General features: G+C 42.0%; 18 protein-coding genes. All 18 read right to left on the reverse strand.

Going from position 1 to position 20,403, the window contains the following annotated elements; translation table 11 throughout:
* Positions 1-15 precede the first annotated feature (15 nt).
* Complete coding sequence (locus G399_RS0108540; RefSeq protein WP_006008418.1) at positions 16-744, reverse strand: RNA polymerase sigma factor FliA; 729 nt, start codon at positions 742-744, stop codon at positions 16-18.
* An 11-nt stretch (positions 745-755) separates the two neighbouring features.
* Complete coding sequence (locus G399_RS0108545) at positions 756-1,607, reverse strand: MinD/ParA family ATP-binding protein (protein ID WP_006008420.1); 852 nt, start codon at positions 1,605-1,607, stop codon at positions 756-758.
* Positions 1,604-3,103: a flagellar biosynthesis GTPase FlhF gene (flhF, locus tag G399_RS0108550; protein ID WP_006008422.1), complete on the reverse strand. Its 1,500-nt coding sequence runs from the start codon at positions 3,101-3,103 to the stop codon at positions 1,604-1,606. The genes G399_RS0108545 and flhF overlap by 4 nt, the downstream gene beginning before the upstream one ends.
* A gap of 32 nt (positions 3,104-3,135) precedes the next feature.
* Entirely contained in the window at positions 3,136-5,235 is a 2,100-nt protein-coding gene (gene flhA, locus G399_RS0108555) for a flagellar biosynthesis protein FlhA (RefSeq protein WP_006008424.1), read from the reverse strand.
* Between the two features lie 81 nt (positions 5,236-5,316).
* Positions 5,317-8,307 carry a ligand-binding sensor domain-containing protein gene (locus G399_RS0108560; RefSeq protein ID WP_006008427.1) on the reverse strand — a complete coding sequence of 997 codons (2,991 nt, stop codon included), beginning with the start codon at positions 8,305-8,307 and terminating at the stop codon, positions 5,317-5,319.
* A 210-nt stretch (positions 8,308-8,517) separates the two neighbouring features.
* Positions 8,518-9,645 carry a flagellar biosynthesis protein FlhB gene (flhB, locus tag G399_RS0108565; protein WP_006008428.1) on the reverse strand — a complete coding sequence of 376 codons (1,128 nt, stop codon included), beginning with the start codon at positions 9,643-9,645 and terminating at the stop codon, positions 8,518-8,520.
* Positions 9,646-9,666: 21 nt separating this feature from the next.
* Entirely contained in the window at positions 9,667-10,443 is a 777-nt protein-coding gene (gene fliR / locus G399_RS0108570) for a flagellar biosynthetic protein FliR (RefSeq protein WP_026843590.1), read from the reverse strand.
* A gap of 4 nt (positions 10,444-10,447) precedes the next feature.
* Positions 10,448-10,717 (reverse strand): flagellar biosynthesis protein FliQ, encoded by a 270-nt coding sequence (gene fliQ / locus G399_RS0108575; protein WP_006008434.1) that lies wholly within the window; start codon positions 10,715-10,717, stop codon positions 10,448-10,450.
* Between the two features lie 4 nt (positions 10,718-10,721).
* On the reverse strand, positions 10,722-11,501 hold the full coding sequence (fliP, locus tag G399_RS0108580) for a flagellar type III secretion system pore protein FliP (RefSeq protein ID WP_006008436.1): 780 nt from the start codon (positions 11,499-11,501) through the stop codon (positions 10,722-10,724).
* A complete protein-coding gene (fliO, locus tag G399_RS0108585; protein WP_006008438.1) occupies positions 11,494-11,997 on the reverse strand; it encodes a flagellar biosynthetic protein FliO in 504 nt (167 codons plus the stop codon). Before fliO ends, fliP begins: the two co-directional genes overlap by 8 nt.
* Positions 11,957-12,415, reverse strand: coding sequence for a flagellar motor switch protein FliN (fliN, locus tag G399_RS0108590; protein WP_006008441.1), 459 nt, complete (start codon positions 12,413-12,415; stop codon positions 11,957-11,959). The genes fliO and fliN overlap by 41 nt, the downstream gene beginning before the upstream one ends.
* A 16-nt stretch (positions 12,416-12,431) precedes the next feature.
* Positions 12,432-13,490, reverse strand: a complete 1,059-nt coding sequence (gene fliM, locus G399_RS0108595) for a flagellar motor switch protein FliM (protein WP_006008443.1) — start codon at positions 13,488-13,490, stop codon at positions 12,432-12,434.
* A gap of 123 nt (positions 13,491-13,613) precedes the next feature.
* A complete protein-coding gene (gene fliL / locus G399_RS0108600) occupies positions 13,614-14,135 on the reverse strand; it encodes a flagellar basal body-associated protein FliL (RefSeq protein ID WP_006008445.1) in 522 nt (173 codons plus the stop codon).
* 172 nt (positions 14,136-14,307) lie between these two features.
* Positions 14,308-16,593: a flagellar hook-length control protein FliK gene (locus G399_RS0108605; protein WP_006008448.1), complete on the reverse strand. Its 2,286-nt coding sequence runs from the start codon at positions 16,591-16,593 to the stop codon at positions 14,308-14,310.
* A gap of 117 nt (positions 16,594-16,710) precedes the next feature.
* On the reverse strand, positions 16,711-17,163 hold the full coding sequence (fliJ, locus tag G399_RS0108610) for a flagellar export protein FliJ (protein ID WP_006008450.1): 453 nt from the start codon (positions 17,161-17,163) through the stop codon (positions 16,711-16,713).
* Positions 17,164-17,188: 25 nt separating this feature from the next.
* Complete coding sequence (gene fliI, locus G399_RS0108615) at positions 17,189-18,556, reverse strand: flagellar protein export ATPase FliI (protein ID WP_006008452.1); 1,368 nt, start codon at positions 18,554-18,556, stop codon at positions 17,189-17,191.
* Positions 18,537-19,349, reverse strand: a complete 813-nt coding sequence (gene fliH, locus G399_RS0108620; RefSeq protein ID WP_006008454.1) for a flagellar assembly protein FliH — start codon at positions 19,347-19,349, stop codon at positions 18,537-18,539. The genes fliI and fliH overlap by 20 nt, the downstream gene beginning before the upstream one ends.
* Complete coding sequence (fliG, locus tag G399_RS0108625; protein ID WP_006008456.1) at positions 19,349-20,392, reverse strand: flagellar motor switch protein FliG; 1,044 nt, start codon at positions 20,390-20,392, stop codon at positions 19,349-19,351. The genes fliH and fliG overlap by 1 nt, the downstream gene beginning before the upstream one ends.
* Positions 20,393-20,403 lie beyond the last annotated feature (11 nt).

Below are 20,403 nucleotides of genomic sequence, written 5' to 3' on the forward strand. Positions count from 1 at the left end.
AAAAAAGCAAAAAACTCAGTCGGCTGTTCGCCAAGACTGCATTTTCGACTTTAACTTTAACATCGCTTGACTATGAATTTGACTCACTCGAGATTCACTTACCTCGAGCACTTCGCCAATTTCGCGCAAATTTAGTTCTTCATCATAATAGAGTGAGAGCACTATCGCCTCTCGCTCTGGTAATGTTGTTATCGCCCGTGCTAGCGCTTTCTGAAATGATCCTTGCACCATATTTTCAAAAGGACTGTTTTCACCTTTTGTTGCGTCTGTTGTAAGAACGTCTTCGCTTACGCCAAGATCCTCAATTCCAACAAGCTTACCCGCGTTCACTTCATTTAACATTTGGTGGTATTCTTGCACTGATACTTGTAGCCTTTCAGCTACATCTATATCTCGTGCGTCGCGGCCTGTGGCTTTTTCTACTTGAGAAATAGCTTGCGTTATTGCGCGACTATTCTTATGCACCGAACGCGGAGTCCAGTCACCTTTTCGAATTTCATCGAGCATAGAACCGCGAATGCGAATACCAGCAAAGGTCTCAAAACTTGCGCCCTTAGAACCATCAAAGTTTTTTGCTGCTTCAAGCAAACCAATCATCCCTGCTTGAATCAAGTCGTCCACGAGGACACTTGCTGGCAACCTTGCTATAAGATGGTGAGCGATTCTTTTAACCAAAGGAGCATGTCGCTCGACCAATTGGTTTTTATCAATTTGTTGTTGATAGACAGCCACTTTGTTACTCACTAATTAGTTACCTACTCGTTTCTCGATACTAACTGCTCAATAAAAAATTCCAAATGTCCGCCCGGTTGCTCCGGAATAGGCCATGTCATGGATTTTTGAGCTAAGCTAGTGATCGCCAATGCCGCAGGCGATGATGGATATGCATCAACGATCGCAGCTTGTTTGCGTACTGATTTACGAATGTTTTCGTCAAATGGAATAATACCCACCAACTCTAATGCAACATCCAAAAATCGCCCTGTCACCTTGGAAAGCTTACTAAAGAGTTCTTTCCCTTCTTTTTCACTGCGAACCATATTAGCGATAATCTTAAACTTAAAAACGCCATGTTCACGGTTCAGAATTTTTATCAATGCATAAGCATCGGTCAACGATGTAGGTTCATCACACACAACCACAAGCACGTCTTGCGCTGCGCGAGAAAAACTCATGACCATGTCGGAGATACCCGCTGCCGTATCAACAATCAGCACTTCAATATCAGTGCGCAACTCGCTAAAGGCTCTTATCAGGCCTGCATGTTCTGTTGAGCCTAGTTCGGCCATTGACTGCGAGCCTGATGTGGCTGGCGCAATTTTAACGCCATGCGGACCGGTGACTAAAATGTCGTCCAAGGTGCATTCACCTCGAAGCACATGTGATAAATTTTTATCTACACGCAATCCAAGTAAAACGTCACAATTTGCTAGGCCTAAATCAGCATCAAGTACCAACACACGTTTTCCTTGTTTGGCCAAGGATATAGCTAAATTTAAAGACACATTAGTTTTACCTACGCCACCCTTACCGCCAGTGACTGCCATGACCTTAATTAATTTGGACTGATTCATTTTTCTTAAGCTACTCGCTTGATCTTCTATCATACGGCTCTGACACCCGCGTCAAAGCTTGTTGCATTAGTATGCGCCAAAGCATACTTTTTATAAAGTTTTGACGCGACCATTATTAAATTTTTTGCATCTGCAAGTTTTATGTCTTCTGGCACTCTCTGTCCATCCGTTACGTAGCTTAGTCTAAGGTCGTTTTCAATCACTACGCTAAGTGCTTCGCCAAGGCTATAACACTCATCTAATTTACTAAAAATACAACCCGTTAGGTTTATATTCTTATACGCCTGTATGGTTTGATGTAACACTTGATACTGCGCACCTGCAGGTAACACTAAATATTTTTTAATATTAGCAGTCGTTTCTTTCTCGTAGTCATTGAGCTGCGTCACTAAACGAGCATCACGCTGACTGAAACCAGCCGTATCAATCAAGACTAATTTTTTATGTCTTAATTGATAAAGTATATGGGCTAACTCTTCAGAAGTCTGCGCTTTTTTCACAGTACAGCCAATAATTTTCCCATATGTCGCCAATTGCTCAAAAGCCGCAATTCGATATGTATCAACGGTGATCATAGCAACTTCATTTGCACCAAATTTTTGCGCATATTTAGCCGCTAGTTTAGCCACTGTTGTGGTTTTACCTGTGCCCGTTGCGCCAACTAGTGCAACAATACCTGATTGCTGTAATATATCATTACCACCTATATGCAAACGGTTTGAGATGAGATTAAGTAAATAATCCCAGCCTTCTGTCTCAGATGCTTGGGGTGGAAGAAAGCTTATTAGTTGTGCACAGAGCTTTTCACTAATGCCCATACCTAACAACTTATTACCCAGAAAATAATGCGTTGGGTTTTTACGTTTATTTTTTTCGTCACTTAAGCCATTGACTTGATATTGTAAAACATTACGAATCGAAGCAAGTTCTGATTTAATTAATTCAAGCCCGTCACTGGAAGGTAACTTATTGTCTTGACTGAATAAATCAGATGCTTGACTATCAGAAAAATCTTGTTTTATTGGAAAATCGTCAATCGGTTTATGCACCGGCGTTCTGACATATTGGTGGCTTAGCTCAGCTTCACGAAGACGTTTTTCTGCTTGCTGCGAATCAGCATATGCCTGACTAACACGAGGATGATGTTGACTTGGAGCTGGTACATATTGACTCGAACCATTATTTCGTTGTTGTGTATGCGCTGCATTTGCATGTTGCACACTAGTAAAACCAACACTACCTTCTTCACCAAGTTGACCCGCATGCTGTTTTTCCAACAGTGCTTTGAGACTATCAGGTCCATCATCACCGATTATTTCACTTAACGTGGGCGTATTTTTTGCTTTTTTACCCAAGCTAATGGTTGGTGCTGGTTTTGTCATCTCGGTCTCTTTATCAACTGCTGCGACCAGCTCGACGCCATCTGCTACTTTTTTATTAGACATAATAACTGCATCGCCGCCAAGCTCGTCTTTAACTTGCTTGAGCGCTTCACGCATATCTTTGCCAAAAAAACGTCTAATTTTCATGATGCCCTCGTTAGTGTATGTAATGCGTCAGTTTATTGACCGACTGATGACACTATTTTTATTTGTTTGTCGTCTGGTATCTCTTGATAAGACAACACATGTAAACCTACAACAGCGTGTTTTAAGAATCTTGATAACACCGGACGTAGCATCCCTGATGTTAATAACACTGATGGTTCGCCAGCGAGTTCTTGTTGCTGACTTGCCTCAGTTAATGATTGCTGAATCTTTTCTGCAAGGCCTGGCTCTATTCCAGCGCCATCTTCACCACCTGCCTGTAATGACTTATGCAACATTTGTTCCAAGTCTGGAGCTAATGTAATAACGGGTATTTCATCACCGCCCGAGGTAATGTCTTGCACAATCAAACGCTTCAACGCAATACGCAATGCAGACACCAATACATCGGGGTCTTGGCTCTTCGGTCCATACTCACAGAGTGTTTGACAAATAGTCCGCATATCCCTAATCGGTACACCTTCATATAATAAGGTTTGTAATACTTTAACCATGGTACTTAGTGACAAAATATCAGGCACCAGTCCCTCAACTAACTTCGGATTAGTCTTCTCAAGCATATCGAGAAGTTGCTGCACTTCTTCATGTCCCAATAATTGATAAGCATTGGTTGTCAATAACTGACTCAAGTGTGTCGCCACGACAGTAGCTGAATCAACAACCGTATAACCCAACGTTTGCGCGTGTTCGCGTTGATTAGCTTTGATCCACACCGCATCTAGCCCAAAAGCAGGATCCTTTGTCTTAGTGCCTGAAAGCTCGCCGAATACTTGGCCCGGATTAATCGCAAGCTCGTTATCGTGACTGATCTCAGCATCACCGATTGACACACCCATCATTGAAATAGAGTACGCATTTGGTGAAAAGTCTAAATTATCGCGAATATGTACAGGGGGGATAAGAAAGCCGAGTTCTTGCGACAGTTTTTTACGCACACCTTTAATTCGCGTCAATAGTTCACCACCCTGCGACTTATCCACAAGTGGAATGAGACGGTAGCCAACTTCTAAACCAATAGTGTCAACATGTTGAACATCATCCCAACCAAGTTCTTTCATTTCACTTGGTCCTTTGTTCACATCTGGCATTGCTTCCACCAGTGATTTTTCTTGCGCTTCCTTGGCTTTCATTTTGTCTCTAAAGAAAGCGTATGCGAAAACAGCAGTCGAAAAACCTAGGAAGGCCACGTGGGGCATTCCTGGTACAACACCCATTATAAATAATATTCCTGAAGTAATATAAAGTGCTTTGCGATTGGCTAATTGCTCTCGAATTTCATGACCCATTTCTTGCGAATCATTTTCGCGAGTCACGATAATTGCGGTGGCGACAGACAGTAGTAACGATGGGATTTGCGCCACCAAACCGTCACCAATGGTAAGAATAATATAAACTTCCATGGCAGTAGAAAAATCTAAATCATGTTGATACATGCCAACAAAAAGACCACCAACAATATTGATTAGCATAATGAAAAGGCCCGCGATCGCGTCCCCTTTTACAAATTTTGATGCACCGTCCATCGAACCATAGAAATCAGCTTCAGCGGTGATTTCTTCTCTTCGCGTTCGAGCTTGGTCTGAGTCGATGTAGCCTGCATTCAAATCAGCATCAATCGCCATTTGCTTACCGGGCATTGCGTCCAACGTAAATCTGGCGCTTACTTCAGAAATACGACCTGCTCCTGCTGTAACCACTTTAAAGTTGATGATAAGCAAGATCGCAAATACGACGACACCGACAACGTAATTGCCACCAATAACAACTTCACCAAACGATTGTATTACTTTGCCTGCCGCGTCTCCACCTTCATGCCCGTCCAACAGCACAATTCGCGTAGAGGCCACGTTAAGCGCCAAACGCAGAACGGTAGCGATTAACAGAACCAGTGGAAATATGCCAAAATCGATAGGCCGTTTAGTTAATACTGAGACCAAAATAATAACCAGTGACAACGCAATATTGAAACTGAAAAGCACATCCAATAAGATTGCCGGCATGGGCAGGATAACCATGCCCATAATAGCTAAAACCACGATTGGCGCGCCCATACCACCGGCGATATTCTTTAATTGTGATTTATCTATACTTTGAAAAGCGGAAGTTAATTGCATACAACAGACTTTTGACAGCTAAGTAATAATACTGGACGTACTACAACTATTGTGCCAATTCGCTCAGATGCCTTAAAAAAGTTAAAGCATCGGCAATACTTGGTCTCTACCTAAGTTTTTACCCTCATATAAAAGATTATCCGCGCGCTTTATACATTCATCAATAGATGCATAGTCTTGAATATTCGCCACACCCGCGGTCAATGACACTCTAATTGACGTGTTAGCAACCATGAATTTTTCCTTGCGAATAATTTGGCGATACTTGTTCGCAATATTAATCGCATCTTTGAGTTGAGTATTAGGCAGCAACACAATGAACTCTTCACCACCCCAACGCGCCAAGATATCGTAATCTCGGGTACATTGTGAAAGGATATCAGCAAATTTGCTCAGAACCTGATCACCGGCTTCATGACCATGCTCATCATTAATCCGTTTGAAAAAATCAATATCTATCAAAATGATGGAAAACAATTCGTTGTTTCTCTTATACTTTGAGAATTCTTTCCCAACCGCATCGGTAAAGCCACGACGGTTATACACTTGAGTGAGAGGGTCTAACGTAGTCAGCAATCTTAGTTGCTCGTTAGCGAGCTGCAATTCAAGGGTTTTTTCTTGTACGTTTTGATACAGCATCACGGAGCGTTTATGCAATGCATAAGTACGCCATCTAAATACCGAAAAAACAGTCAGTAGAGCGACAATACCAAAGACAATGATAGCCCATATGGTTTGCCACCAGGGTGGTGTCACTAAAATGGGCATGCGTTGCGGTTTGTCATTCCATAAACCATAACGGTTAGTGGATTTAACCTCTAATATATAGCTACCTGAGTCTAAGTTAGTGTAAGTCACCGCTCTATTTTTGCTATCTAAATATTGCCAACGATCATCAAAACCAATGAGTCGATAGGCATATTCGATACTTTGAGGGCTAGCAAACTCAAGCGCTGCAAATTCAATTTTCAGTAAAATATCATCGGGTGACAAAACCACCTTAATAACCGAATCAGCTAGACTTATAAATTTGCCATACTTTTCTTTAATGCCATGGCTGTCTTTTCCATTTAGAATGGAAACGCTGGTAAATTGAAGAGCAGGCATTGAATCTGACTTTTTAATATCTTTAGGCTGGAAGTATGTCACGCCCTCATCACCGACAAAGACGATAGTTCCATCGTCTTTTGTCGCAGTAGCACCAATGTAATATCCAGTGGAGTTGACCCCTTCATTCTCATCAAACATATCAACATTACCAGACTCAATATTAGCCCTAAAAATGTATTTCTCTGTTGCTATCCAAAGGTAACCCAGATTGTCGTTTACCACACTCCCTATAGATGAATTAGATAGTTTTTCATTCGAAAATAAGCGCGTAAATTTTGGATCAGTATTACCGACACCTAACTCCAACAGCGACAAACCATGCCCTAGGGTACCCACATAAAAGCTGGTTTCATCACGCTTTGAAATCCAAGTAACGACGTTGTGCACAAGACTGCCTTGATTATTAGCTTGGTTGACAAATTTCCTGACCTCATTAGTCTCAGGATTAATCAGAAAAAGACCATCAACAGTAGCGGCCCAGAGTTCATCCGTCGAAATTGGTAGAATGTAAGTGGCCATCGGCATGTCATAGTTTTGTATTATTTTGTGAGTGTTGACGTCCAATACCAGCAAGCCCTGAAATTCGGACCCAAGCCAAAGATTTCCATTCGGCCCGATTTTAATTGAGTAAATGGCAGTGTCGCGCAAGGCAACATCTTCAATGACCTTACTTTCAGGTGCTATTCTCCCAAGCCCTAGCTTTGATGCTACCCACACACTTTGATTTTTTTCATCAAAAACCAACGAACGCATTTTTGTCGCAGACTGACTGTCTTTTTCATATTTCCAAGGACCTTCAACAGAATAATCCGTATTCAACTTTAGCACACCCGATTTGGTTGATAACCACAAGGTATCATCTGCTTGTTTAGCAACGAAATAGTAAAACTGTCCTTGCTCCAATCCAAGATTTGTAAACATAGTAGAATTAGTATCGAGAACCCCAAACCCTTCCGTACTGGTGCCAAATAATATCAAGCCAGATGCAGTGTTGAACAAGGTAATTATGGCATCTGAAATTATTGAATTATGGGGGGTTGACGAACTTGATATATTAGTAAAGGTTAGCTCATTGGGATCGGAGAATATTGACGCTCCGTTGGTTGTTGCAACCCAGACTGAGCCATCTGCCATTTGCTCAATGTCGTTAACAACGTTATCAGATAAGCCATCTTTTGCCGCTATATTAATAACATTCAAAAAACTATTGCCGCGAGTCTCAGCCCGAAAAACGCCCTGACCAGCCGTCCCTACCCACAAGTATCCAGCGCTATCGATTTTAATCGCGGTGGCTTCAATGCGGGGTAGCAGCTCATCTCGCCAAAGTCCCGTTTGTATATCGTAGCTTAAGATGCCGTTACTAGTGGCGACTAATAACCTTTGATTCTTCTGGGAAATAATGTCGTAGATAGTATTTGATTGATTTGGCATTGAAATAGGTAAAAATCCGGCTTGACCGCTCTTTTGCAAATACAATGCTTTTACAGTGCCAACAAATACATTATCTTGTTGGTCAACCAAAATAGTTCGTATGTCTTTATCCAATTCTCCTTGGTGATTACGCAGTTCGATACTTTCAAATATTTGGTCGCTTGCACGCAAAACATCGAGACCATTAATTGTGCCTATCCAAAGATCGCCAGTGTTTGGATGTATTTCAAGGGAGTGAACAAGTGAACTGGAGAGACCTTTTTTTAAGCCTCTACTGGGTCCGAAATGGGTAAACGTGTAACCGTCAAATTTATCGATACCTGATTGTGTTGCCAACCAGATATAGCCATTATTGTCTTGCGCTATGTCATAGACGGTGGTCTGAGAAAGGCCATCACTGACACTATACTTCTTGATTGTAGGTAAGTGAAATTTTGCTGGGTTACTACCCGCAACTGAAAAGCTAGAAATAAATCCAAAAAACAACATAGCTACAAGGCAACAACGCAAACTCTTTGTTGTTAATAACATTAAATGCATACCTAATTCAGTTTCAAAATTAAATATATAATTAGCAAGCAGCGTCGAAAGCTTGCATCCGTGATAAGTATATCAACCGTCAATACTTGAGTTTTTTTATATTTATTGGTACCAAGTATATTGCCTTTCGTTTTTTAAGCAAGTTGTCGATCCAATAGCTTTAAAAAATAAAAAACACCATATCGACGCCGACCCTGCAGATTACCGACGCAGTTCTGGTGGTATCGGTAGGTTCTTCTTCAGAGCCTTCGGTCGCGTTGCTTTGCCTTTCCTATATGCTTTCATTTGATACACATAGGCAAGTACTTGAGCGACTGCCATAAAAAGTTTCGCCGGAATTTCATTATCCGGTTCAGTACTGTAGAAAATAGCACGCGCCAACATAGGAGATTCAATAATAGGAATATCATGCGCATTTGCGATTTTACGAATATGCATGGCGAGTTCATCAGCCCCTTTCGCTACCATCACCGGTGCACGATCACCATTTTGCTCGTATTTTATTGCCACCGAAAAGTGCGTCGGGTTGGTAACAATAACATCAGCCTCTGGCACTGCTTGCATCATACGATTAGCTGATGCTTGATACTGTAGCCTTCTAATACGACCTTTGACTTGCGGGTCACCTTCAGAATTCTTACGTTCGTCTTTAACTTCCTGCATCGTCATTTTCATTTCTTTATTATGCTTGAAGCTCTGATATGGAACGTCAATTAAGGCGATGGGGATCATACCGCAGCATAATAGTAAAAATGCCCATTCAATCATATTCAGAGCATGGAATAAATTTAACGGATACAACTCCATGTCAAGATGTAGAGCTTCATCTCTAAAAATATATAACGCCATGTAAGCCATAAACCCAATCACGACGACTTTAGCAACACCTTTAATTAACTCGACCAACGCATTCACCCCGAACATTCTCTTAAAGCCCTCTAACGGGCTTAACCGGTTAGCTTTAGGTCCTGCAGATTTCCATGAAAAGTTGTATCCGCCCAGAGCAATACTTCCGTAGATGCCGCCTATCATTGAAATAATCATGAACATCAACACTGGCAAACTGGATTCTGATACTGACATCTCTAATATTTGAAACATATGCACTGTGTCATACGTTTCATCACGCGAGAGCGTAAAAGAGCGTTTCATAACATCAAACATCGCTTTTGCGATATAGCTTCCAACAAAAAAGAAAGCGATGGCACTGGAAATTAAGACCAACGCGGTGGACAATTCCTTGGATCGAGCAACCTGCCCTTTTTCTCTGGCATCTTCGAGTTTTTTGGGTGTGGGTTCCTCGGTTTTTTCGTACGAGTCATCAGCCATTTCTTATCATCCTAAATAGCGTTAACAGGTCAATAATAGCTTGCACATAAACTCTTGCGCTCGCTGCCATTGTTGCTCAAAGTGATAGACTTGGTTACTCAAGGTAATGTAAATAATAACCAAGCCGGTAATTTGAGCGATTGAAAAACCCAAACTGAATATATTTAACTGCGGTGCCGCTTTGGTCATAACACCAAATGCTAAGTTTACAATTAAGAGCGAAACGATAGGCGCTAGTGACATGGTAACCGCTGAAATAAACATCCATCCAGCCCAGTGTGCAACTAAACGGAACTGTTCTCCTGTCCACCAAGGTGAGTCAATAGGAAAGGCTTTAAAGCTCATCACAATCATCTGGATCATGGCTAAGTGACCATCGAAAGTCCAAAACAAAAGCGTTGCCAAAATAAGATAAAACTGGCCGACTGCTGGCACGCTAATACCATTAATTGGATCGACAATAGAAGCAAAACCTAAACCGGTTTGCATCGCAATAATTTGGCCTGCCAGGACAAACGTATTCAACACCATCATAGAAATAAAGCCAATCACAATGCCAATAATTAATTGCTTAATACCCAACAAAAAAGTCTGTAAATTCACCAAGTCATCAACAGGAACAGGGGGGACATTAGGCACAATCATGAAGGTCAACAACACCGCCAACAATGTTCTAATTGGCGTAGGTATGGTTTTCGCACTTATTCCTACCATTGCAGAAAACAAACCCGATATGCGCATAAATGGCAACAGGTAGTCTGCTAAAAAATTAGTAATTGTTGACTCTAGTATTTCCATCTATCTAGCCTACTGCCATCGGAATGCGATAAACAATCTCAAAGAAGAAATCCATCATCTTTTGCACCAGCCAACTGCCAAGCCAACTCACTGCCAATAAGGTGACCACCAAGCGCGGAAGAAAACTCATGGTTTGCTCGTTGATGGAAGTCGCTGCTTGGAAAACAGCGACGACCAAACCAATGATCAAACCGGGCAAAATGACTGCTGTTACCAGCATAATGACAACCAGCATAGCTTCACGTAAAATTTCAACAAAAACCTCAGGACTCATTAGGTCAAACTCCCATGCCGAAACTAGTGGCTAAGGTACCAAATATCAGGTTCCAACCGTCAACCAAAACAAATAGCATTAACTTAAATGGCAATGACACAATCATCGGCGATAACATCATCATACCCATAGCCATCAATATTGATGCCACTACCAAATCAAGGATCAAAAAGGGAATAAATAACATAAAGCCAATTTGGAATGCGGTTTTTAGCTCACTGGTAACAAATGCAGGAATTAAAACCGTCAACGGTACATCAGCAGGATCGTCATACAGGCCCTCGTAACCACCGATTTGAACAAATGTCTCTAAGTCTTTTACCCTCGTTTGTGACAACATAAAGGCACGCATCGGTTCCTTTGCAATATTAAACGCTTCTTTTGACGTCAATTCTTCGCTTAAATAAGGCTCCAACGCTTTTACATTAATCTCGTCAAATACAGGCGCCATAATGAACATTGACAAAAATAAACTAACACCAATCAAAATTTGATTTGAGGGAGATTGTTGAAGACCAATTGCTTGACGTAAAATTGACAGTACAACAATAATTCGTGTAAAAGACGTCATCATCATGATAAAGGCTGGAATTAAACTCAATGCGGTCATGATGAACAATGCTTGCAAAGTCATCGAATATTCTTGATTACCCGCATCGGTAGTGGTTACTGTAATCGCTTGAATACCCTGCTCAGCGATAGCACTGGCACTAAAAACAATACTGAGTGTTATCAACAGAGTAAGTTTGGCAATAAATGATAAGGAAAACATATTATTAATCATGTGCTTTTTCCTTTTTTGCGCCGATCATGGTTTCAGCCATCGCTTTTACCAACTTATCTTTGAATGCCAAGCTTGCTGGTTGTCCGGCAATTCTGCTGGTGCTTGGCGTTGCAATAGGATTATCTAGCTTACCCAACTGATTAATGTTGTGCGCTGTAACGCCAATTAAAAACTGTTCGCCGCCGACATCGACAACCATGATTTTTTCTTTGGCTCCCGCTGCCATCGACGCAATCACTTTTAATTGACCATTTCCTGCTTGAGTGACATTAAACCGACGCGCAATGAATGCGAGCGCAAAAATAATGGCGACTACCAGTAAAAGGCTCAGAAAAATTGACAGTATAGATGAGGGGTTCTGCAGTGTTTGAGGGCTGGAGGCCGAAGCCTCCGCGTTTATCACGCTACTAAATAAAAACAAGAACAGAGTGTAACCACTTGTTTTATATAGGTTTCTATCTAAGTTTTTTAATTCTCTCGACTTGACTAATAACATCCGTTAACCGAATCCCAAATTTATCGTTGATGACTACTACTTCTCCATGAGCAATCAACGTGCCATTTACTAAAACATCTAGAGGTTCGCCTGCAACTCGGTCTAATTCGACCACTGAACCTTGGTTCAATTGCAGTAAATTTCGGATACTTATGACACTGCGTCCAACTTCCATTGAAATCGTGACAGGGATATCTAATATGGTGTCGAGTTTTTTCTTTTCTGCAACTGAAATAGGTGCATCTTCTTTTAACTCGTCAAATTCTGCAGGCTGAGCGCCGCCACCCGCAGATTGTTCGTTCATAATGGCATCGATGTCATCTTGCGGATCACCGCCCTCACCCTCGCCTGCTTCCGCATCTGCTTGTTCAGCCATTGCTGCTTCCCAATCATCTAAGCCTTCGCCATCTTCACTCATAATATTTTCCTATCTTTTATAAATCTTCTTCTAACACTTGTAATTCAGCGTCGTTGTCTATTACTTTGCCATTTCGAGTCAATAGCTGGAGTTCAGATTTCACCGACGTTGGCCTTGGAATTTTTTCTGTAATTTTTAATGCAATATTATCTCGAGACTTACCCAATTTAGCCCTGAATGTGGGTAAATCTTCAATCAACACGGTCACTGTCTCAGGCATCTCAATTGGAATAATGTCACCTTTCTCAAAATTCATGATGCGCTCTAGTGTTAGAGTCATATCAAGTAAATGGGTTGTTAAGCCTACTTGAACATCCATAATTTCATCACGCAGCGCTTTACTCCATCTGAAATCAGTATCTTCTTTATCGTTTTGAACGCCTGCATCTAGCAATTCACGAATAGGCTCAAGCATTGAATATGGCAATGAAATATGGAAATCGCCGCCACCGCCATCGAGCTCAATGTGAAACGAGCTAATTACCACAACCTCAGTTGGACTGACAATATTCGCCATCGCCGGGTTTACTTCTGAATCTAGATACTCAAAGGACACATCCATGACGGGTCCCCACGCTTCTTTATAATCCTCAAAAATCAGTTTAAGTAGCATCTGAATGATACGTCGCTCCGTTGGCGTAAATTCTCTACCTTCAATTTTTGCATGATAACGTCCGTCTCCACCAAAGAAGTTGTCAACCATAATGAAAACTAGTCTCGCTTCCATTGTAATTAAGCCCGTTCCCTTGAGTGGACGAAAACGCACCATATTCAAGCTAGTAGGAACAAACAAGGTGTGAATATACTCACCGAACTTAATCATTTGGATGCCGTTAATGGACACTTCTGCAGAACGGCGCATCATATTAAATAAACTTACGCGCATGTGTCGTGCAAACCGTTCATTCACGATTTCCAGTGTTGGCATACGTCCACGGACAATGCGGTCTTGAGAAGAAAAATCGTACTCCATGGCCGATCCATCATCTTCGACCTCCTCGATTTCTTCTTCTTCAACATCGTCAACGCCATGGAGTAACGCGTCAATTTCGTCTTGTGATAATAAGTCGCTCACATTAATTCTCGTTTTGGGTTACTCGACAACGAGTAACTTAATTAACTAACCGTCGATACAGCGCTTGCACTTAATGCTGCAATTACCCCATTACTACAACGGTTTTTGCAGCTTGGTCTGCGTCTACTGAATAACAAAACCTGTAAATAAAACTTGCTCGACTACAGGTGAGCTTTCTAGCTCTGTCATCACTTGGCGAACTTGTGCGGTAGCGCGTTCTTTCAACTCGATTTTACCAACATCGGTAACCAGATCATCAGCATTAGATGCACTGAATACTTGTAACAAAGCGCCTTCAATCATTGGAATATGACGTTTTGCTAAGTCCTCATTTGCTGCGCCTCTGACCATAAGTTGTACTTCAATCTGCACAATACGTTCGCGAGCCACGCCCGGTGCATTGAAAGTAAAAGGTCGGGGCATCGCAACATATAAGGCTTGCCCTGAAGATGCAGCAACATTCTCAATTACGGCATCTGCAGCACCACCTTCTGCCTCGGTAGGGTTGCTATCATCCCCACTAAATAAAAAGAAATAAGCACCTGCGCCACCGCCAAGTAAGACAACAACGGCTATAATAATTATCAACATTAATTTGCTTTTCTTTTTGCCGCCTTCTTCAATTTCTAACTCTTTATCAGCCATGCCATTATTCTCTTATATTCATACTGATGTACTTGTCCGTAAATCAGGCTATTCAACAAGTTACTGACGCTGTTGTCAGAATTGTGACAATTGGTAGTCAATAAAACCTGCCCTTATTATACGCCTCTTTTATATCTCTTTTACGCCATTTTCATACAATTTAGCGCTATTACTACGCATAATAATCAATGCCGCCTATTCTACCGCCACTAATATGCTGTTCAATCGCGCCGTTATCATCAGCAAAACCATCTTTATTTGTATCTTGAATTCCATCTTGCGATTGTTGTGCCAAATTGTCCGAATCATTTGAACTATTTGCTAAACTGCCTTGCTCAGCTTGCCCATCAGTGCCTGAACTTTCTTGCTGAACCGATGACTGACCTAACTCAATACCATGTTCTTCGAGCATTTCTCGTAATCTAGGGACGGCTTGGTCAAGTGCATCACGAGCATGTTGTGACTGCACAACAAAACTCACTGAGGCCGAATCTCCTGACAAATTAACCTTGATATTCATACCACCTAAATCAGGCGGATCTAACCTAATTTCAGCACTTATATTTCGACTATTAACCATCCAACGTACTTTTTCAGTCAACTGTTGCTGGCCCTCAGGCTTAAACATGTTGATCCCTTTATCGTTAGTCGTGGTTTGCTGCACAAGTCGGGTACTTTCTATTTGTTGTTGCGCGACCTCTTTAATACCCTGAACTTCGCTCAACCCTGTATTCAAATAATTTTGCTGTTGATTGCTTTGACTCAACGACGCAGCTGCTGCCAGCATATTGGTGACTTGATTGAGCTGTTTATCCAATGCAACTTCAGTATTGCCGCTCACTTTTACGTCAACTGCAGCAAGCGCATCTGTAACTAAACTTTTTAAATCAATACCAGGCTCTCTGCCTTGCTTTAACTGCTCTTTCATTTCTTTGACGCCCGACTGCAAGGCTGCAATAAATTCAGTTGATTTGCCTTCTGTTTTTAATTCCGAAATGGCTGATTCAACTCGCGTTGCGATGTTATCAATCGCACTGCTTTGTGCTTCAGGGCTTAGTTTTGCCAATAACTTTGCTTGCTTTTTAGTTGATACTTTATCGACTGGCACAAACAAAGATGATTCATCCGGTTTGTTGCTGTTATCAACCACCGGCTTTGCCGCTTGAGATAATGTCGCATTAACAACTTCAGCGTCGACGTCAGCCAAAAATCCAGCTTTACTATCAATCGATTCAAGTGGTTTTGGTACGAGATACTCATCACTTTTTTCTGTTGTAAAATCAACTTCAGCTATTTCTGCTTCTTTAATACCCTGTGTCAATATAACCTTATCCATTGGCTTGTTAGCTTGTTCAAGCTCAACCTCAGATTTTGTCGGTACTTTTTGCTCGTCCGACGTATCAATCGTTGCCGCTTGCAGTAAATCCTTTAACAAGTCAGCGTCATTTGCGATACCCGCAGCTTCAGGCTCTGCTTTTACGCTAGTGTCGCTGTCCTCGCTTTTGACTAATTGATTTAATAATTTTGCGATTGCATCGTCGAGCGCAGCCATCTCTTCACTGTTAAGGCTGGCCGGATCATCAGGGTCGCCACCCGCTGCATTGATTAATGTAGCGAGTTCTTCTTGCGTCAAATTGATTTCTAAAAACTCAGGATCAGCTCCTGCATTTAGAATATCTGCATCGACTGGTTTAGTTGTAACCACGGCGTTATTGTCTGAATTTAATGAAGCCATAGTTTGTGCAAAAATGTCGATTGCTGAGGATTTATCTTCAATATATAAATCATTGGGAATAGAGTCGGAAGAAGCAGATAGATCCTTAACTTGGTTCACGAACGCAACCCAGTCGAAGTCATCAGTAATCTTTTTAGCCGGTATTTTTTCATCCGATATCGCACTTAATGTAATTTCAGTGTCATCCTTGGATCCACTGCTATCAACTTGCTGTTGTTCTTTTACTTCATCGTTAGTCGGTTTGGCATTTACATTAGCAATTTTATTGTTTTGCTGAGCATACTCCTTTTGCTGGGCATACTCATTTTGCTGGGCATCATTAGTTGCAGCTCGCGTTTCTGCCACATCTCTATTGCGTTGGTTTGTGCTGTTTTGTTCACTTGCCCTCGCTACACTATCTTGCCTCGCCTCTTTGGCTTCATTCTTTCTGGCATCGTCTGCTACTCGCTGAGAAACATTATTTTTGTCATTGCGAACATTTTGTGCCGCAGTACTACTCGATTGTTCCTGTCTCGCAAGGGCTTCTTCAAATGCACTCTTTTGAGCGCTGCCGTTTTGAGCGCTGCCGTTTTGAGCGCTGCCGTTTTGAGCGCTGCGGTTTTGGGCGCTGCGGTCGAATGATGAACTACTTGTATCACGAGGCACCGATGAAGACAGTTTTACATCTTCAAATGGCAGTTTGTTAGCGGCAATACTTGTTTGAGTAGTGGCAAATTGTTGCATAATACTAATTTCATCCTGACCGTTTAATTCGATTTTATTAAAATTTAATCAACAATTACAATAACTTGAGATTATTAAAATAAGTGGTTATAGGATGGTTTGCAAAGGTTGTACCAACTAGCGTAGAACAGGCGGACGGCGGACATATTTTTGAATCGCAATTTCGTCAAACAACTGTTGTTCTTGGCGCGCTTCAACCGCAATTGCTTCTTTTGTTTTACCAGCAATCAACATTTCAATCGCTTTACGACGCTTTTGTTGCTCAAGCCACTGCCGTTTACGTTGGTCTGCAACTAAAACAGCTTGGCTTACAAATTGGATTTGTTGCTCACAGGCTCGATCGAGCTTTGCAACAAAAGATTGGTGCTGATGCAGTTTTTTAGCTTCAACGCCAAGTTGTCCTTTTTGCTGAATGAGTTGCAAGTACTCAAGGCGATATTGCTCAAGCCCAGTCAATTTTTGCTGATTATCTTGTAGGTTCTTTGCAGCATACTGGTAGTTTTGCGCCAATTTTTGTTCTTTCTTAGTTTCAACTTCAGAAACCATATGTAATTGTTTAAGGTTACTCATTGTGATCCTTCATCGATTCTGCCCGTTACCGAGGTTGCTGGGCGTTTTGTCCATGTGCTGAGGCTGCATTTAAACCACCACTTAGCGTACCCATTGACTCAACACACTGTTCGAACGAAATAACTTGACCCATTTTTTGTTGTAAAAATGCGTTAATTGCGGGCTCAGCGGCTATCGATAAATCAATTCTGTTGTCGGTGCCTCGCGCGTATGCGCCAATACTAATTAGGTCTTTATTTTGTTGATAGTTTGAATAAACTTGTTTAATATTACGCGCTTGAAGTAAATGTTCTTCAGTAACAACTTGAGGCATAACACGGCTAATCGATGCTTCAATATCAATAGCAGGGTAATGCCCCGATTCAGCTAAGCGACGCGACAATACAATATGACCATCTAAGATTGCGCGCGCTGCATCTGCGATCGGATCTTGCAAGTCATCTCCTTCGGTCAATACCGTATAAAATGCGGTAATCGAGCCTTGTTGTTCTGTGCCGTTTCCAGCTCGTTCCACCAATGCCGGTAATTTTGCAAAAACCGAAGGTGGGTAGCCTTTAGTTGCTGGCGGTTCGCCTATTGCTAAGGCTATTTCACGTTGTGCCATTGCGTATCTTGTAAGCGAATCAACTAATAGCAACACATCTTTACCTTGGTCTCTAAAGTATTCTGCAATGGTCACGGCAGCCTCGCATCCTTTAAGACGCATTAGAGGTGATGTGTCGGCGGGTGCAGCAACGACCACGGCTTTTTCTCGTTCTTCTGCAGTCAAAATATCTTGAATAAATTCTTTTACTTCGCGGCCACGTTCACCAATAAGGCCAACCACAACAACATCCGCTGTTGTGCCTCGTGTCATCATACCCATTAAGACACTTTTACCCACGCCACTGCCGGCAAACAGACCCATGCGCTGACCTTTGCCCACCGTTAATATAGTATTAATCGCCCTAACGCCAACATCAAGCGGTTGATTAACTGGTTTGCGTGTTAAAGGATTTATTGGCGGCGGTGTTAACGATGCTTTTTGTTTACATTTTATCGGGCCTTTGCCATCCAGGGGTTCGCCATTTGCATCAATAACGCGACCTAATAACTCATCACCAACAGCGAGGCCGTTTTCATGTGATAAAGGTTGTACACGCGACCCGGGCACAATTCCTTTGACTGATTGAGTGGGCATTAAATAGGTAACATCACCAGAGAAACCGACCACTTCAGCTTCAATTTGTCCGTGGCTTGTTTGTACTAAACAACGTCCGCCGACGGGTACTTGGCAACCAACAGCCTCAAGGGTTAAGCCAACACCTCTGATCAGCTTGCCTGAGGAGATCGCAGGCGCTTTTGGGATCTTCGCTTGCAACTGCTTAATTTTATCAGCTATTGCGAGGGTCATGCTGTAATCCTTGGACATTTAAAAATTGGGTAAATACGTCGGCAGTTCTGCGCTGAATTGACATATCAACCGCATTACTTTGTGTGCTGAGTTCACAACCGCCGCGCTCAATGGCCGGGTTTTCGATTAGTCTCCAGTTGTTTTCGGCGATTACTTGATCGCCAAAGTGTCCCTTAACCATAGCAACATCGACAGGATTCATTTGAAATTGATACTGACTTTCTTGTATTGGAAGCACTTTTATACCTTCGCTTATCGCACTCAAAAGCACATCATTTTGCGTGATTACTTCTACATTAATAACCGCTTTAGCTAAGTTAACAGCAAGGATAACCAGTTCATTTTCAAGTTCTTGATTAACTTGAGCCAAAGGATTGGCAGTTTGATCGATGATAGATTGCCAACTCCGCGCTAACTCGTCCATTTGCTCTTGACCCGCCAGCATGCCATCCGCTAAACCTTGCTTTTTGCCTTCGTCAGTGCCCTGTTCCAAACCTGCTTGCTTGCCTTGCTCTAAACCAGTGTCATAGCCTTCTTGTTTACCCAACGCGAAACCTTCATCGTATGCCGCAGCGCGAATCGATTCGATAACTTCTGCGGTGAGCGGCACTAAGTCTTCTTCAATTTCTGGTGGTTCATATTTCCAAGTACGTGCTTTGTTAAACGCATTGGTTCCATTGCTTTGCACGTCAGAGTTAATACTCGGTAAATCCCAAGTTTTGGCATCGTCAAAAGAGTCGACCGATGTCACTTTGACTGACTGTGATGGTGGCTTACTACTAGAAATACTCATTAGACGAATTCTTCACCACCGCCGCCGCCTAGATTGATTTCGCCGGCATCAGCCAAACGACGTGCAATAGACAAGATTTCTTTTTGTGCCGTTTCAACTTCGCTTAATCGAACAGGTCCCATGGCTTCGATATCATCAAGTAACATTTCAGCGGCTCGTTTAGACATATTGCCCGTAATTTTGTTACGCAATTCTTCATCTGCGCCTTTGATGGCTTTCATCAATGTCTCTTGCTGACTTTCACGCAATATAGCTTGAATACCTCTATCATCAACATCAATAAGATTGTCGAATACGAACATGAGATCTTGAATTTGTTGACTCATTTCTTCATCAGTTTCGCGGATAGCATCCATTAACTGGCCTTCAATATTAGTATCGAGGTAATTCATGATATTCGCGGCCGACTTCAGTCCACCCATTTTCGCAGCTTGCGCACCAGCTTGGCCAGCAAACTGTTTCTCCATAATTTCATTTAGTTCTTGTAATGCTGCTGGTTGCACTTCTTCAAGGTTAGCGACCCGCATTAATAAATCTAGTCTTACTTTTTCAGGAAACTGTGCCAAAATTTCGGCTGATTGCTCTGGCTCAAGATAAGACATAACAATGGTTTGAATTTGTGGGTGTTCGTTACGAATGATCGTTGCAACTTGCTTTGAATCCATCCATTTAAGTGATTCTAGGCCTTTTGCACTGCTACCGGTTAGTATCTGATCTAGCAAGTGAGCTGCTTTGTCTTCGCCTAGTGCTGAGATTAATGCGCCACGCACGAAGTCTTGACTCTTGAATCCAATCGTTGAGTAGTTTTGAATTTCCTCAATAAAATGCGTATGCACAGACGTAATTTTGTCCTGTGTCATGTCATCCATGGCAGCCATAGCGGCGCCTAATTTCTGGACTTGCTTCGGCTCCATAAACTTTAGAATTTGTGCAGCGTCATCTTCCGATAAGCTCAATAGTAATATAGAGGCTTTTTCTACGCCGTCTAATTTATTGACGTCGTACTTTGGCATTGCTGGTTTTGCATTATCATCTTCAGCCATAATTTTTACTC

The sequence above is a fragment of the Brumicola pallidula DSM 14239 = ACAM 615 genome (assembly GCF_000428905.1).
GTDB classification, from domain to species: Bacteria; Pseudomonadota; Gammaproteobacteria; order Enterobacterales; family Alteromonadaceae; genus Glaciecola; species Glaciecola pallidula.

Excerpts from the sequence above, each read along its gene's own strand:
- flhB (WP_006008428.1), bottom strand. The coding sequence starts at position 9,645 with ATGGCTGATGACTCGTACGAAAAAACCGAGGAACCCACACCCAAAAAA.
- G399_RS0108560 (WP_006008427.1), bottom strand. The coding sequence starts at position 8,307 with ATGTTATTAACAACAAAGAGTTTGCGTTGTTGCCTTGTAGCTATGTTG.
- G399_RS0108545 (WP_006008420.1), bottom strand. The coding sequence starts at position 1,607 with ATGATAGAAGATCAAGCGAGTAGCTTAAGAAAAATGAATCAGTCCAAA.
- fliO (WP_006008438.1), bottom strand. The coding sequence starts at position 11,997 with ATGTTATTAGTCAAGTCGAGAGAATTAAAAAACTTAGATAGAAACCTA.
- fliQ (WP_006008434.1), bottom strand. The coding sequence starts at position 10,717 with ATGAGTCCTGAGGTTTTTGTTGAAATTTTACGTGAAGCTATGCTGGTT.
- fliR (WP_026843590.1), bottom strand. The coding sequence starts at position 10,443 with ATGGAAATACTAGAGTCAACAATTACTAATTTTTTAGCAGACTACCTG.
- flhA (WP_006008424.1), bottom strand. The coding sequence starts at position 5,235 with ATGCAATTAACTTCCGCTTTTCAAAGTATAGATAAATCACAATTAAAG.
- fliP (WP_006008436.1), bottom strand. The coding sequence starts at position 11,501 with ATGATTAATAATATGTTTTCCTTATCATTTATTGCCAAACTTACTCTG.
- flhF (WP_006008422.1), bottom strand. The coding sequence starts at position 3,103 with ATGAAAATTAGACGTTTTTTTGGCAAAGATATGCGTGAAGCGCTCAAG.
- fliL (WP_006008445.1), bottom strand. The coding sequence starts at position 14,135 with ATGGCTGATAAAGAGTTAGAAATTGAAGAAGGCGGCAAAAAGAAAAGC.
- fliJ (WP_006008450.1), bottom strand. The coding sequence starts at position 17,163 with ATGAGTAACCTTAAACAATTACATATGGTTTCTGAAGTTGAAACTAAG.
- fliI (WP_006008452.1), bottom strand. The coding sequence starts at position 18,556 with ATGACCCTCGCAATAGCTGATAAAATTAAGCAGTTGCAAGCGAAGATC.
- G399_RS0108605 (WP_006008448.1), bottom strand. The coding sequence starts at position 16,593 with ATGCAACAATTTGCCACTACTCAAACAAGTATTGCCGCTAACAAACTG.
- fliH (WP_006008454.1), bottom strand. The coding sequence starts at position 19,349 with ATGAGTATTTCTAGTAGTAAGCCACCATCACAGTCAGTCAAAGTGACA.
- fliG (WP_006008456.1), bottom strand. The coding sequence starts at position 20,392 with ATGGCTGAAGATGATAATGCAAAACCAGCAATGCCAAAGTACGACGTC.
- fliN (WP_006008441.1), bottom strand. The coding sequence starts at position 12,415 with ATGAGTGAAGATGGCGAAGGCTTAGATGATTGGGAAGCAGCAATGGCT.